11 protein-coding genes are annotated in these 14,340 nt (G+C 61.8%); 6 read left to right on the plus strand and 5 right to left on the minus strand.

Going from position 1 to position 14,340, the window contains the following annotated elements; translation table 11 throughout:
- Window positions 1-106: 106 nt before the first annotated feature.
- Entirely contained in the window at window positions 107-3,640 is a 3,534-nt protein-coding gene (locus Q5H92_RS05890) for a DUF7948 domain-containing protein (RefSeq protein ID WP_305010568.1), read from the minus strand.
- 224 nt (window positions 3,641-3,864) lie between these two features.
- Between Q5H92_RS05890 and Q5H92_RS26785 the strand changes: the two genes are divergently transcribed.
- From Q5H92_RS26785 to Q5H92_RS05915, 5 genes are all read left to right on the plus strand, one after another.
- Window positions 3,865-5,229, plus strand: coding sequence for an AAA family ATPase (locus Q5H92_RS26785; protein ID WP_501991675.1), 1,365 nt, complete (start codon window positions 3,865-3,867; stop codon window positions 5,227-5,229).
- A 7-nt stretch (window positions 5,230-5,236) separates the two neighbouring features.
- On the plus strand, window positions 5,237-6,058 hold the full coding sequence (locus tag Q5H92_RS05900) for an HNH endonuclease family protein (protein WP_305010570.1): 822 nt from the start codon (window positions 5,237-5,239) through the stop codon (window positions 6,056-6,058).
- Between the two features lie 49 nt (window positions 6,059-6,107).
- Entirely contained in the window at window positions 6,108-6,659 is a 552-nt protein-coding gene (locus Q5H92_RS05905; RefSeq protein WP_305010571.1) for a GNAT family N-acetyltransferase, read from the plus strand.
- Between the two features lie 83 nt (window positions 6,660-6,742).
- Entirely contained in the window at window positions 6,743-8,170 is a 1,428-nt protein-coding gene (locus tag Q5H92_RS05910; RefSeq protein WP_305010572.1) for an MFS transporter, read from the plus strand.
- A 53-nt stretch (window positions 8,171-8,223) separates the two neighbouring features.
- Window positions 8,224-8,733, plus strand: coding sequence for a DinB family protein (locus Q5H92_RS05915; protein WP_305010573.1), 510 nt, complete (start codon window positions 8,224-8,226; stop codon window positions 8,731-8,733).
- 154 nt (window positions 8,734-8,887) lie between these two features.
- Here Q5H92_RS05915 and Q5H92_RS05920 read toward each other — a convergent pair whose 3' ends face one another.
- Together Q5H92_RS05920 and Q5H92_RS05925 are read right to left on the minus strand one after the other, a co-directional pair.
- A complete protein-coding gene (locus tag Q5H92_RS05920) occupies window positions 8,888-10,555 on the minus strand; it encodes an amidohydrolase (RefSeq protein WP_305010574.1) in 1,668 nt (555 codons plus the stop codon).
- A gap of 194 nt (window positions 10,556-10,749) precedes the next feature.
- Complete coding sequence (locus Q5H92_RS05925) at window positions 10,750-11,520, minus strand: AMP nucleosidase (protein ID WP_305010575.1); 771 nt, start codon at window positions 11,518-11,520, stop codon at window positions 10,750-10,752.
- A 120-nt stretch (window positions 11,521-11,640) separates the two neighbouring features.
- On the opposite strand from Q5H92_RS05925, the gene Q5H92_RS05930 reads away from it, so the two are divergent.
- Window positions 11,641-12,114, plus strand: a complete 474-nt coding sequence (locus tag Q5H92_RS05930) for a type I restriction enzyme HsdR N-terminal domain-containing protein (protein WP_305010576.1) — start codon at window positions 11,641-11,643, stop codon at window positions 12,112-12,114.
- On the opposite strand, the gene Q5H92_RS05935 is transcribed toward Q5H92_RS05930, so the two are convergent.
- Entirely contained in the window at window positions 12,103-13,230 is a 1,128-nt protein-coding gene (locus tag Q5H92_RS05935) for an acyltransferase family protein (protein WP_305010577.1), read from the minus strand. The two genes, Q5H92_RS05930 and Q5H92_RS05935, sit on opposite strands and share 12 nt — an antisense overlap.
- 34 nt (window positions 13,231-13,264) lie before the next feature.
- Entirely contained in the window at window positions 13,265-14,335 is a 1,071-nt protein-coding gene (locus Q5H92_RS05940) for an acyltransferase family protein (RefSeq protein WP_305010578.1), read from the minus strand.
- Window positions 14,336-14,340 lie beyond the last annotated feature (5 nt).

Below are 14,340 nucleotides of genomic sequence, written 5' to 3' on the forward strand. Positions count from 1 at the left end.
AAGCAACTAAATAAAACCAGGGGAGCGAATACAAAATCGAAACCAGGCAAAATTAAAAAGTCCGTTTCCAATGCGGAAACGGACTTTTTAATGAGCTGAATAAAAATTACTTCACCACTTCCAGCCAGCCTTTCCAGGTTTGGCCGGAGGCGCTGCGCAGCTGGTAATAGTACACGCCGGGCGCCACGTCGGGGGCGCTGCCCCAGCCCTGGGTATAGTTGTCCTGCTCGAACACCTTGCGGCCCCAGCGGGTGAAGATTTGTACCGAAACCGGCTCTTTGGTTACGTAGGGCTGGAAATCGTCGTTCTTGCTGTCGCCGTTGGGGGTGATGACGTTGGGCGATGTGAAGGCGCGAGACTCGCCCACTACCAGCGTCAGGGTGGCGGTGATGGGGCAGCCGGTGGCCGTCACGTCGGCGTTGAGGCGCACGGTGTAGGTGCCGGGCGCGGCGTAGGTGTGCGTGGGCGTGAGGCCGGTGCCGGTCTGGCCGTCGCCAAAGTCCCAGCGGCGGTTGCTGAGCGGCAGCACGCTTTGCAGGGTATCGGCAAACACGACGGGCTGGCCGTCGACCGGCAGGCGCGGGGTGGCGCGCAGCAGAATCTGCGGGATGCCCAGGCGCGTGACGGTGGTGGTGGTCGTGCCCGTGCAGCCGGCGGCCGTGGTCACGCGCACGGTGTAGGTGGTGGTGGCCGTGGGGTTGGCCGTCACGGTGCGGCCGGTGGTGGCGCTCAGGCCGGTGGCGGGACTCCAGGTATAGGTGGCGCCGGTGCCGGCGTCGCTGGCGGTGAGGGTGGCCGTGGTGCCGGGGCAAAGGGCCGCCGCCGTGGGAATGCTCACGCTGACGGCGCTGCGCACATTCACCACGATGGTGTCGCGGCTGATGCAGCCGCTCCCAAAGGTGGTGGCCGTCACGATGTACTGCGTGGTGGCCGTGGGCGTGGCGACGACGCTGGGGCCGCTGGTGGTGTTGAGGCCGGTGGCCGGGCTCCAGGTATAAAGAGCCGACTGCACGGGCGAGGCGCCGGCCACCGTGAGCGTGGCCGAGGAGCCGGGGCACACCGTAACGTCGGGGCCGAGGGCGGCGCGGGGCAGGCCGATGACCGTGACGGTGTCGCGGCCGATGACGGCGGCCTGGCAGCTGGTCGAGTCGTAGGCGGTGAGCGTGACGGGGTAGCGGCCGGGCGTGGCGTAGGTCACGGTTACGTTGTTGGGCTGCGTGGACGTCTGGCCGTTGCCGAAGCTCCAGGTGGTGCCGTTGTTCGAGGGCGCGGCGCGGGTGAAGGTGACGGTGAGCGGCGCGCAGCCGGTGCGGGTGTTTACCACGCCGTTGGCCGACGGCACGAAGCTGGCGTCGAGGCGTACGATGTCGAGCTTGAGGGCGGCGCTGGTGGTTTCGCCATTGCCCACCATGGTGCGGGCCACGGCATTGGGCGTGGTGAGGATGGCGGGCGGCGGGTTGCCATTCGGCTGGGCGCGCACACAAATAGCCTGGTAGATGATGCCGCGCTTATCGAACCGCGACGTGCCGCCATCCACGTGCGTAGTGCCGGTGCCGAAGTAGGTGCCGTACACCAGCCGCCGCGCGTTGGCCGAGAGCTGCATGATGTAGAGGTAGCCGTAGGTGTCGGTATTGGCCTGGGCGGCGCTGCTGGCCGTGCTATTGGTGGCCGTCAGGCGCAGGGCGTCGGGCGTGACGGGCATGCCCGCGATGCTGGCCGCGCCGTAGCCCGAGAGCAGAATCTGCCCGCAGTTATCGACTAGGAAAGCCGTGGGCGCGAGGTTCGACGGGTAGGGATTAGCGGTGCTCACCGTGCCCGGCCCGTTGCCAAAGACTGTGGAAAACACGCTGCTCGTGAGCTGGTAATTCAGCTTTTGGATGAACTGGCGGCTGTTGGCATTGCGGTAGGAGCCGGCCGTTACGGGGTAGGCGCCGTTGGTCTGGCCCAGCACGTACACGGCGGCTTTGCGGTCGAGCTGCACGAAATAGGCCTGGTCGTAGCTGCTGGTGCCCAGGTAGCTGGCCTGCACCAGCGTGGTGCCGGTGGGCGAGAGGTGGGCCACGAAGCCATCGGCCGGGCCGCCGCCGGAGGTGGCGCGCAGGCCGCCCGCCGTGCCAGGGAAGTTGGTGCTGGTGGTGCCGCCGGCCACAAACACGCCGTTGAGGCTATCGAGCTGGATGCTGTAGGCCGCGTCGTCGCCGGTGCCGCCGAGGTAGGTGCTCCACAGCATACCGGTGAGGCCGGCGTTGAGCTTCACCACCACCGCATCCTGGGTGCCGCGCCGGGCGGTCTGGTAGGCGCCGGCGCTGGTGGGGAAGGCGGCCGAAAGCGTGCCCGAGGTGAAGTACACGTTGTTCTGGCGGTCGGTTATCACATCGCCCCGGAAGTCGTCGCCGAAGTTGTTGTACAGGTTGCTGGTGGTGGGCAGGCGGCCGTCGTCGGAGGTGCCGCCCATGTAGGTGGCGCCCAGCAGGCTGCTGCCGTTGGCCGAGAGCTTGGCCAGCACCAGGTCGATGCCGCCGGCCAGGGTGCGGCGGTAGGTGGTGGCGGGCATCGGGAAGTTGGTCGATTCGGTGCTGCCGAGCATCACCAGCTCGTTGGCGCGGTTCACCACCAGGCTGTGGGGGTACTCGTCGTCGGTGCCGCCCAGGTAGGTGGCGTACACCAGGCTGCTGGTGCCCACCGGCGCGGCCGGGTTGTACTTGCTGATGACGATGTCCTTGGCGGCGCGGTAGTTGAACTGGTAGGCGCCCTGGGTGGTGGGGTAGCCGGCCGTGAAGTTGATGCCCGCCGCGTAGAGGTTGCCCAGCGTGTCGGGGCAGGCCGTGTAGCCCCAGTTGAAGCGCGCTATGGCCCCGGAATAGGTGGAATACACCAGCACCGGGTCGATGACCAGCGGCTTGCTGTGGTCGTAGCCCTTCGGCAGGCCGAAGCTCACCGTGTGGCGCGGCCCCAGCACGTACCGGCAGGGCACGGCCACGCGCCGCCCATCAATTACTTGGTAGGCAAACGGCTTCTGCTCCGTGACGCGGCCCACGCTGGTGCCGATGTGCAGGGCACCGTCCACCACCGTCAGCGACTCCTGGCCCTCGTAGCGCAGCCGGATGCGGCCGGCGTCGGCCCCGGCGGCCAGTTCGAAATCGTACTCCATCACTGCCCCGCGCGAGTAGAAGCGCAGGTCGGTGCCGGGGTAGAGCTGCTGGTAGCGCACGTCGGTGTAGGCCGGCACGTGGGTGGCCCAGCGGCTCTGGTCGTTGCCAAGGAAGTAGTTGAACTGCTCGCCGGTGGGCTGCTCGCCGCGCACCTCGGGCCGGGCGTTGGCGCCCTCGAAATTCACCGAATAAGCGTGCCCGCCGATGCGGACCTGCTGGCCCTTCACGCGGGGCGCGTGGTGGGCGCGGTCCACGGCGGGGGCGTCGTAGCGGGCCACCAGCAGGCGGCCGCGCTCCAGGAAGAGCCGCCCGGCCGGCACATCGGCCGCAAACAAAATGGGCTGTTCCCACTGCCGCTGGTTGGGTACGAAGCGCAGCGGGTGGGCATCGGCCGGGATGGGGGCCACCGGGGCCGGCGCGGCCACGGCATTGGAAAGAGTAAATAAGGCACTGCCCAGGCAGAGCCAACGCGTAAGGGTACGACGCATGAAAAGGGGGAAGGGAGGAAAAAAGAAGGGCAAACGGACACAGAAAAGCCCTGCTGGGGGCAGGGCCTAGCTTTCCAGGAGCAAAGTTCCGGCGAATTGCCGGATATATTGTCCTGGTTAGTGATTTGGTAATGGCGGATTTTGCCGTTTTGAGCCGTACTCAGTAAAACCTCGGCAGCCCTGCTACTTTTGGGGCCTTCGTGCCCGCTCCGTTTCCTCACCTGATGACTGACAAAACCACCTCGCCACCCCCCGCCTACTTCCTCTCGCTGAGCCTGGAAAACGTGCGCAGCTTCGGGGAGAAGCAAACGATTTCCTTCGCCCGGCCCGATGGCCGGCCCGCGCAGTGGACGATTATTCTCGGGGATAACGGGGTGGGGAAGACGACGGTGTTGAAGGCGTTGGCGGCAATTAGTCCATCTAAAATTCCCATGCACCTAGAGAATGAAACAGTATATGAGCTAAACTATTTCACCTTAGCACAAGGGAAATGGGTTCCATTTCGAGCAAGTGGTGTGCAGCAAGGCAGCATGGTAAGCCACTTCGGCAAAGGCAAAGGATTAGTTCCTACCATGAACTTTGAAGCCGCTCCACCTATTCAAATAAGTTTTAGAGCTGACGAGCAAGGTAATCTTTCAACACATTCATCTCTGCCGAACTTCGATGATTTAGGGCTGATTTGTAATGGGTACGGTGCTGGGAGGACAACTGGCAATTCTGTAATAGGCGATGTGCCAGAAATAGCTGATACCAATATAAGTCTCTTCGATGACCGCGCCGACCTTCTAAATCCCGAAGAATGGTTCCTAAACATTGACTACGGCAGCAAGCTTGCCGGCGAGAATGCCAGCCAATTAAATAAAGCCCGCGCTCTAGTTGAGGAAATGCTAAAAACAGTGCTGCCCGGCGTCACGGAGCTACGCATAGCTTCCACTGGCACGCCGCAGAAGCCGCAGATAAGCCTGCAATTCCTGCTCTTCAACACCTGGGTGCGCCTGCGCGACATGAGCCTGGGCTACCAAACCCTGGTGGTGTGGCTCACCGACTTCGCCAGCAAGCTCTTCATCCGCTACCCCGACAGCCCGAACCCGCTGGAAGAGCCCGCCATCGTCCTCATCGATGAAATCGACCTGCACCTGCACCCGAGCTGGCAACGCAAGCTCATCGGATTCCTGAGCGGCATCTTCAAGAACACGCAGTTCATTGCCACGGCGCACAGCCCGCTGGTGGTGCAGGCCGCCGGCGATGAGGAAGCCAACATTGTGCTGCTAAAGCGTGAGGACGACCAGACCAAAGTGTACCAGGGTCGCGACCTTCCCGATGTGCGCCACTGGCGCCTGGAGCAAATCCTCAGTAGCGAGCTGTTTGATAACACGCCTCCACTTTCGCCCGAAACGGAAACTGACCTTACACGCCGCAACGAGTTGCTGCTGAAAAATAAACTGACTGCAAAAGAAAAAGCCGAGCTGGACCACCTAACTGATGCCCTGACCGCACCCCCCATCGGCACCACCGCGCCGGAGCGTCGGGCCGAAGACCTGCTGGCTCAGTTGGCTCGCAACTTGGGCAAAGCCGACATTCTGGAATAGCGCGACCATGATTCGGATTAGCAAAAGCCAGCCTGCGCCGGCCCCTCTCCTGACCAGTGGCCTTCGGCATTTGAGGAAGCTTCAGAAAATTCAGGAAGCCGACCCGCCCGCCTGTCTGGTACCCGATAATAAATTGTTGGAGTCGAAAGATGGCATTTACAACGACGCCCGCGTGAAAGAGCGGCTGCGGGCTGACCAGCACGACAAGTGCTGCTATTGCGAATCGTACTTCAGCAGCACCAGCTATGGCGATGTAGAACACTTCCGGCCCAAAGGCGGCTACCAGCAGGATGCCGCCGATGCCCTGCACAAACCCGGCTATTATTGGCTGGCCTACGATTGGAGCAACCTTTATTTTGCCTGCCAGCTTTGCAACCAGCGGTTCAAAGGCAACTATTTCCCCCTAACTGACCCGGCCGGCCGGGCTTGCTCACATACTGATTCTTTAGCAACCGAAGCGCCCTTGTTACCCGACCCAGCCACCGAAGACCCAACCGCGCACCTTTCTTTTATAGCGGATGCGGCGCAGCCGTTGGATGAACGTGGCGCTTGCTGTATTTGGGTGTTTGGCCTCGACCGGCCGGAACTAATAAAGCGCCGTGTGGAAAGATTGAAGGCTTTGAAGCAAGCGGAGTTTGTTGCCGGTTTGCCAATGAGCCTGCCACTAAACCCCGCTATTGCAGATTATTTACAGGCGTCGAAGCTGACGTATGATGAAGGCTTGTTGATAGTCGCCGAAGCAAAACGCATCTGGGAGGATGCCGTGCTGGATTCGGCTGAGTTTGCCGGAATGGTACGGGCCAATCGAGCCAGTTTGCAGCAAGTGTAAGGCCGCCTGCCGCCTCTCGTCTGCCCCCAGCCACCAACCTTTTACGCCCATGTTCAAGGCCCTGCAGTCCGACGCCCTCACCCTCGTCCTCATCAACGACGACAACCTGCCCGGCATCACCCCCCTTTTTCAGGGCCACCCCGATACCGATGAGATGCTGGCCGAGCTGCACGAGAACTACCTCCCGCAACACGACCGGCAGGGCCGGCGCACCAACTTCGGCTTCTACACCTTGCTGCACGGCGAGCTGGCCGGCATGAGCCTGCTATCGGTGGACAGCTGGGAGGAGTTGCAGGGCTCCACCGGGGCCGATGTGTTCTGGCACATGCGCGGGCGGGGCGTCACGCCGGGCAGCAAGCCGCACCTGTTCTACCTGGCCTTCGAGCTGCTGGGCCTGCACCGGGTAGCGACCGGTTGCCTCGTTTCGAACGTGGCCTCGCGGCGCTCCATCGAGAAGACGCCGGGCTTCGTGTTCGAGGGCATTTCGCGCGAGTCGGGCCGCAACGAGCGGGGTGAGTTTGAGGACGAGCGGCTCTACGGCATCCTGCGGCGCGAGTGGGCCGCGCGCTACGACCCGGCCCAGATTCGGGTGCTAGAATAGGACATGCCGCCGCCTCAGCCAACCCCAACCGTAAAAACCCGTTACCTTCCCGGCGTCACTCCCCAAACCCCGCGCCACCCGATATGACCCCAACTTCGACTCCCGCCGCGGCCAATCCCGGCTTCGAGAAAGACAACAAGCGCATCACCACCGGCTGGACCTTCTACGACTGGGCCAACTCGGTGTACCCGTTGGTGATTACCAGTTCGATTTTCCCCATCTATTGGTCCAGCGTCATCAAGGAGATTACGCACACAGACAGCGGCCAGAGCCCCGTGAGCTTCCTGGGCATGATGGTGCCGGGCTCGTCGCTGCTGAACTACGCCATCTCGGTGTCGTTTCTGCTCATTGCCATCGTGAGCCCCTTCCTCACGTCGCTGGCCGACTTTTCGGGGCGCAAAAAGCTGTTTCTGCAAATCTTCTGCTACATCGGGGCGGCCTCGTGCGCGGGGCTGTTCTTCTTCTCGCCGGCCACGCTCACGCTCTCCACATTCATTTTTGTGGCGGCCACGGTGGGCTTTTCGGGCAGCATCGTGTTCTATAACTCGTATTTGCCCGAAATCAGCAGCGAAGAGAAGTTCGATTCGCTCTCGGCCAAGGGCTTTTCGATGGGCTACATCGGTTCGGTAATTTTGCTCATCATTTGCCTGGTGATAAACCAGTTTCACGACAAAATAGGCATTGATGCCGAGCGCGCCGCCCAGATTTCCTTCCTGCTCACCGGCCTGTGGTGGGCCGGTTTTGCCCAGATTCCCTTCGCCACCCTGCCGCCCGACCGCGGCCGCCCGGCCGACGCCCCCGAAGCCAAAGGTGGCTGGTTGCTCAACGGTTTCCACGAGCTGGGCAAGGTGTGGGACCAGCTCAAGCAGCTGCCCAACGTGAAGAAATTCCTGCTCGCCTACTTCACCTACAACATGGGCGTGCAAACAGTGATGTACGTGGCCACGCTCTTCGGCACCGATGAGCTGCACCTCGAATCGGGGGCGCTCATTCTCACCATTCTGCTGCTGCAGGTAGTGGCCATCGCGGGCGCCTACCTGTTCGCCAAGCTCTCCGAGCGCATCGGCAACACGCGGGCCCTGAGCTGGTCGGTGTTCATCTGGATGCTGATTTGCATCGCCGGCTACTTCGTGCAGGCCGGCTGGAGCTTCTACGCGCTGGCTGCTGTCATCGGACTCACGATGGGTGCCATCCAGAGTCTGAGCCGTAGCACCTACTCCAAAATCATCCCGGAGAACACCCCCAACTCGGCCGCTTTCTTCAGCTTTTTCGACGTGACCGAGAAGCTGAGCATCGTCATCGGCACGGCCACGTTCGGCATCATCAATCAAATCACGGGTTCGATGCGCAACAGCCTGCTGGCCCTGATTGTGTTCTTCATCCTGGGGCTGATTTTCCTGCTCCAGCTGCGCGGCAAGAAGCTGCGCGAAGACTCGCTGGGCCCCATTTCCCTCCCTGGGCCGCCGCCCGCCTCGGCCGCGGCTGAGATGGGCGCGCCGATGGCGCGGTAGCTGGTGGTTTTTGGCGTACTTCGCAGCGAAATTTTCACCCATTTCAGCGCTCCATGTACACCTCCTCCATCCAAAAAAACATCCTCGCCGAGCTCGACCACGAGCTGGCCCAGACCCGCAAAACCATCGAGCGTGTGCCCTTCGACAAGGCTGACTACAAGCCCCACCCCAAGAGCATGAGTTTGTGGCAGCTGGCCACGCACGTGGTAAACCTGCTGGCCTTCAACACGCTGTTCGTCACGCACGACTCGCGTGATTTCCTCGAACCCAACGCGCCCAAGCCCGGCCCCACGCCCACCAGCCTGGAGGAACTACTGGCCCGCTTCGATGAGTACAGCGCCACGCTGAAAAAGGAGCTTCAGCAAACTGACGACGAGAAGCTAACTCACAATTTCAAGCTGCACCGCGGCGAGCACACCATCATGGAGATGCCCAAAGGCGCCGCCATCCGCATCATGGGCCTCAACCACAGCATCCATCACCGCGGTCAACTCACGGTGTATTTGCGGCTGCTCGACATTCCGGTGCCCGGCCTGTACGGGCCGAGCGCCGACGAGAAATAGGCTGCCTGGTTTGCAAGGCATCAAAAGGAACGTAATGCTGAGCGAAGTCGAAGCATCTCTACCGCGTAACTAATCCTAATGGTGGGTTACTATTGCAGTAGAGATGCTTTGGCTCTGTTCAACATGACGTTCTTTTTTGCTTTTGTTGGAACTGCTACTTCCTCCCAAAAACCTTCTCCCCGCCAATCCACGTTTGCAGCACCTGCGCGCCGCGCAGCTGCTCCTTGGGCGCGGTCAGCAAATCGGTGTCCAGCACCACGAAATCGGCCAGCATGCCGGGCTTTATCTGGCCTTTGCGCTTCTCCTCGAAGGCGGCGTGGGCGGCCCAGGTGGTCATGCCGCGCAGGGCGTCGGGGCGCGAAATGGCGTTTTCCATCTGGAAGCCGGTGGCGGGGTAGTTCTTGGCATCCTGCCGGGCCACGGCGGCGTGGAATCCGAACAGCGGGTTGATGTTTTCCACCGGAAAGTCGGAGCCTAGGGCCAGTTGGCCGTACTGCTTCAGCAATTCTTTGTAGGCGTAGGCCGTTTTCAGGCGTTCGGCTCCGAGGCGCTCGCCGGCCCAGTACATATCCGAGGTGGCGTGGGTGGGCTGCACCGAGGGCACAATGCCGAACTGCCCGAACTTGGGCATGTCGGCGGGGGTGATGACCTGGGCGTGCTCGATGCGCCAGCGGCGGTCCTTCTGTCCCTTCAAGGCTTCGCCGTAGATGTTGAGGATGATGCGGTTGGCCGAATCGCCGATGGCGTGGGTGTTCATCTGGAACTTCGACGCGGCCAATTCCTTGGCCAGGGTGCGGTATTCTTTCACGGTGGAAAGCAGGAAGCCGGTTTCCTTGGGCCGGTCGGCATACGGCTTCACGAGGCAGGCCCCGCGCGAGCCCAGCGCCCCGTCGGCGTACACCTTAAAGGACGCGACGGTGAGGTTGTCGGTGAGCACCGGGCCATTTTTGAGGTAGTGGGCGCGGTTTTCGGGCGTGGGAGTCAGCATGGCGTAGAGGCGCAGCTTGAGCTTCTTTTGCTGCTGGAGGGCGGCCATCTGGTCGATGTTGGCCTTATCGAGGCCGGCGTCGGCAAGGCTGGTGAGGCCCACGGCCAGGCAGTTTTGCTGGCCCTGCATCAGCAACTGCGTGGCTTCGGCCGGCGATGGTTCGGCGATGTCCTTGCCCACCAGGCGCTGGGCATTGTCAACGAGTAGCCCGGTGAGGCGGCCCTGGGCGTCCCGTGTGATGGTGCCGCCGCTGATGGGCGTGCGGGTTGTCACACCGGCCAGGTCCAGGGCTTTCTGGTTGACAATGGCCGCGTGGCCATCCACCCGAATCAGGGCCACCGGAACGTCGGGAAACAGTTGGTCCAGCTTGTCTTTGGTCGGAAACTGCTTGTCGGGCCAGTCGTTCTGGTCCCAGCCGCGGCCCAGTAGCCAAGTCGCCTGCGGATACTTCTGGCGGTGCATTTGTAGCTTTTGCAGCACCTCTTCCCAAGAAGTGGTGCCCACCAAATCGGCGTAACTCAGGCCCAGGGAGTAGCGGTAAAAGTGGCAGTGCGCGTCGTAAAAGCCAGGGTAGATGAACTTGCCGCCCGCATCCACTTCCTGCGCCGCCTGGTACTTCGCTTTGAGGTCAGCGGCCGGGCCCACCGCCACAAACTTGCCGTCCTTCACCGCAAAGGCTTCGACCTTGCTGAAGGTCGAATCGACGGTGTAAACCGTGGCATTGGTTACGAGCAAATCCACCGCTTCGCGCTTGGTGCCGCAGCTGCTGAGCAGCGCCAGGGCCAGCATGGGCGCGGCGAGTTTGGGAAGAAAAGTAGAAGCAGTAAAGTTCATGAGCTGGGATTGGTGATGGCAATAAAAAACGTCATGCTGAGCGCAGTCGAAGCATCTCGCGTGCAATAGTAAATCCAATCGCCAGAAAAGAATTACTACCACACGCGAGATGCTTCGACTGCGCTCAGCATGACGTGCTAATTGCAGACCGTCGAATCTGCGAAATCCGTCAAATCCGTTAAAATCTGCGGTCCTTATTCAAAGCGCATGTGCTTCACCGACTCGCCCGAGAACTGCAGCTCCTGCAGCGACTCGATACCGATTTGCAGGTGCTGCTTCACGAAATTGGTGGTCACTTTCGAGTCCGATTCCGAGGTTTTCACGCCTTCGGGCGTCATCGGATTGTCGCTCACCAGCAGCAGGGCGCCGTGGGGGATGTCGTTCATAAAGCCGCACACGAAAATGGTGGCCGTTTCCATGTCCACGGCCAGGGCGCGCACGCGGCGCAGGTAGTCCTTGAACTCGGCGTCGTGCTCCCACACGCGGCGGTTGGTGGTGTACACGGTGCCGGTGTAGTAGTCCAGTTCGTGCTTTTTAATCATCGACGATACAGCGCGTTGCAGCCGGAAGGAGGGCAGAGCCGGAATTTCCTTGGGCAGGTAGTCGTCCGACGTACCGTCGCCGCGAATGGCCGCGATGGGCAGCACCAAATCACCCAGCTTGGTCTTTTTCAGGCCGCCGCACTTGCCCAGGAAAAGCGCCGCCTTGGGCTTGATGGCCGAAAGCAAATCCATCACCGTGGCGGCCATGGGCGAGCCCATGCCGAAGTTAATGATGGTGATGCCGTTAGCGGTGGCCGTTTGCATGGGCTTGTCGGTGCCACGCACTTCGGTGCCAAACTGCTCGGCAAACATGTACACGTAGTTGCTGAAGTTGGTGAGCAGGATGTACTGCCCAAACTCGTTCAGAGGCACGCCGGTGTAGCGTGGCAGCCAGTTATTGACGATTTCTTCTTTGGTCTTCATAAAGGGGTTTTGAGTGGCTGAATGGCTAAGTTCGGGAGTGAGAAAAGGGTATGCGTTTCGGCGTCACTTAGCCACTCAGTTGCTCAGTCACTCGATGTCAGACCCCTACCTTTGGAGGTGATGCAAGCCCTGGACCTGCCGCCTTTCGAGGCCAAACTTACGAAATCGGCCACAAATCAACCCCTTATCTGGGATATTCTCCGCCGCAAACACGTCGTGCTCACGCCCGAGGAGTGGGTGCGCCAGCACGTCGTCCATTATTTGATAAACGACCTTGGCTACCCGCGCGGCCTGCTGGCCCTGGAGCGCGGCCTGCGCTACAACCAGCGCCAGAAACGCACCGACCTGCTGGCCCTCAACCCGGCAGGCCAACCCCTGCTGCTGGTGGAGTGCAAGGCGCCCAGCGTGGCCATCGATGCGGCCGTGGCCCGGCAGGCGGCCACTTACAACCAGACCATCGGCGCGCCGCTGCTGCTGCTCACCAACGGCTTGGTGCACTACTGCTGGCGCGTCGATTTCGAGACGCGCACAAACGAGCGGCTGGCCGAAATTCCCGCCTTTACCGACGCGGTGAAGCTAAAATCAACCCCTTGAAACGGCTGCGGCAGGCACGGGCCGGTGCGACCGGATGTACAGCGTTTTGCCCCAGCGAATGGCCGGCAGCTCGAGCCAGCGGTAGGTGAAGTGGGCAATGATGAATAGGAGCGCAAACGCCGCGGCCACGGCCAGGGCCAGCACCGGCTTGCTCTTCTGCCCGAAGCTGAAGAACTGAATGATGTTGGCCAGAAAGGGCTGGTGAAACAGGTAGATGCTGTAGCTATAAAGGCCCACCCGTGCCGTGAGGCGCGTCAGCGCCTGGCCCATTGCCGAGGTGGCCGGCGCGGGTAGGTACAGGTACCAATCCATCAGGCAAATGAAAAACAGGCTGAACAGCACCCGGCCCAGCAACGCATATACTGGCGTGAGTGCAGATAGGGTAAGCAGCCCGTAGGCGCCCGCCAGGTAGCCGGCGCCGCGCGTGAAAATGCGCTTGCCGTAGAAAAAACGTTCGCCAAAATACGCCCCGAGCACCCACACAATCCAGAGATTGGTTACGGAAAGCCAAAGAGTTGGGGAGCGGGTTTGTAAGCCGACTTCTAACGCCATGGCCAGCCCCGTGAGTGCCGCCACAGCCAGCGTGGCCTTGCCCACGCCTCCCAACCAGCGGCATAGCAGCAAAAACACCGGATAAAGGACATACAGCTGCGCTTCGAGAGCCAGCGACCAGAACGAAGGGTTGATGGTGAAAAAGGTACGCTCGAACAGGTTGTGGGTGAGCGTGATGTGGGTGAGCAGACTCAACAGCCCGCCCGTGCCGAGGCTGAGGCCGAACACGGCCACCGCCACCAGGTAGGGCGGGTAGATGCGCCAGAAGCGCTTGTTGAAGAACTCGCCGAATCGAAAAGTGGCCCCACTTTTCAGGAAGCCCCAGTGGATGAGGAAGCCCGAAATAACCAGAAAGAGCGTCACGCCCTGCGCGCCCAGGCCCGGAGGCGTCAGGCCCAGCACGATTCGACCCGGGGCATACCGGGCAAAATCAATCCAGAGCCCGGACGGACTGTACTCGTAGATTTCGTATTGCCCAAAGACAACCAGCAGGGAATGGTAGCCAAACACGAGCATAATGGCCACGCCGCGCAGCACATTAATTTTTTCGAGGTGTTGGGGCATGAGTAATAATTTGTGGCAAAATATTAGTATGCAGCTATATGTATCGCAGGCGCGCAGTCGCCAGCAGTTGCGCGAGCCAAGGGCCCAGCCGCCGGCTCAGGGGGCGCTCTACCAGCGCGTGGGCGGCCCCGGCCAGCAGCAGCACCAGGGCCAGGGCGCCCCCCAGCAGCAGGTAGCTGTTGAGCCGGCCCGCAAGCGGCCCCAGCACGGCGGCCCCGGTGCCATGCAGCAGGTACAAAGGGTAGGTGAGGCTGCCCAGCCAACCCCAGACCGGGTGGGCCGGCAAGCGCCACTGCCGCACCAGAATGCAATAGAGCACCAGAAAAAACAGGACGATGAGGCCGGCCGTCAGCACCCCATTGAGCGGGGCATCGTGATAAAACTGCTGGGCCAGCTGCCGCTCGGCGCGGTCGCTCCGCAGGGCCAGCGCCAGGGCGGCAAATAAGGCCAGGTGCACCTGCCAGGCCGCGTGCCGGCGCGATTGCAGCACGTAGAACAGCATCCCCGCGATGAAATAGGCGCTGTGCTTGGGAATGAAAAGGTAGCTGAACAAGTGAGCCGGCGGCAGCGGCCCGGCTACCAGCGTGTAGGCCAGCCAGCCGAGGAGCACCGGGAAATGCAGCCGCCAGAGCCGGCCGGCAATGAGCAGGGCCACCAAAAAGCAGAACGTCAGCTCGTAGGTGAGCGACCAGTACACCCCGTTGAGGTGAGGCTGGCCAAAAAACTCCTGCAACATGGTCAGGTTGAACAGCAGCTGCCGCCAGGAGGCCGCGCCGCTGCCCACGACATGCAGGCCCACAAAGGTCAGCCCACAGCTCAGCCAGTAGGCCGGGTAGAGCCGCGTGATGCGCGCCACGGCGAACTGCGGGAGGGCTTTGGGGCGGGCCGATTTCACCACCACAAAGCCGCTAATCATGAAGAACAGGTCGACCGCCAGGTAGCCGTAGCGGAAAATGCCGCCCAGCACCGGAAAGGTCGGGCCGATGTGCGCCACCCGCGGCATGCTGTAGGTGAAGTGCAGCAGCACCACGGCCAGGCTCGCCAGAAAGCGCAGCAAATCCAGCTCCGCATAGCGGTTGGCGGGCACCGGGGAAAGGGGTTCCATCAGCC

Origin of the sequence: Hymenobacter mellowenesis, assembly GCF_030581005.1 — a bacterium.
GTDB lineage: Bacteria > Bacteroidota > Bacteroidia > Cytophagales > Hymenobacteraceae > Hymenobacter > Hymenobacter mellowenesis.

Bases quoted from the DNA above. Each gene is read 5' to 3' on its own strand.
- Q5H92_RS05915 (WP_305010573.1), top strand. From the start codon at position 8,224: ATGTACACCTCCTCCATCCAAAAAAACATCCTCGCCGAGCTCGACCAC.
- Q5H92_RS05935 (WP_305010577.1), bottom strand. From the start codon at position 13,230: ATGCCCCAACACCTCGAAAAAATTAATGTGCTGCGCGGCGTGGCCATT.
- Q5H92_RS05905 (WP_305010571.1), top strand. From the start codon at position 6,108: ATGTTCAAGGCCCTGCAGTCCGACGCCCTCACCCTCGTCCTCATCAAC.
- Q5H92_RS05930 (WP_305010576.1), top strand. From the start codon at position 11,641: ATGCAAGCCCTGGACCTGCCGCCTTTCGAGGCCAAACTTACGAAATCG.
- Q5H92_RS05925 (WP_305010575.1), bottom strand. From the start codon at position 11,520: ATGAAGACCAAAGAAGAAATCGTCAATAACTGGCTGCCACGCTACACC.
- Q5H92_RS05890 (WP_305010568.1), bottom strand. From the start codon at position 3,640: ATGCGTCGTACCCTTACGCGTTGGCTCTGCCTGGGCAGTGCCTTATTT.
- Q5H92_RS05940 (WP_305010578.1), bottom strand. From the start codon at position 14,335: ATGGAACCCCTTTCCCCGGTGCCCGCCAACCGCTATGCGGAGCTGGAT.
- Q5H92_RS26785 (WP_501991675.1), top strand. From the start codon at position 3,865: ATGACTGACAAAACCACCTCGCCACCCCCCGCCTACTTCCTCTCGCTG.
- Q5H92_RS05920 (WP_305010574.1), bottom strand. From the start codon at position 10,555: ATGAACTTTACTGCTTCTACTTTTCTTCCCAAACTCGCCGCGCCCATG.
- Q5H92_RS05910 (WP_305010572.1), top strand. From the start codon at position 6,743: ATGACCCCAACTTCGACTCCCGCCGCGGCCAATCCCGGCTTCGAGAAA.
- Q5H92_RS05900 (WP_305010570.1), top strand. From the start codon at position 5,237: ATGATTCGGATTAGCAAAAGCCAGCCTGCGCCGGCCCCTCTCCTGACC.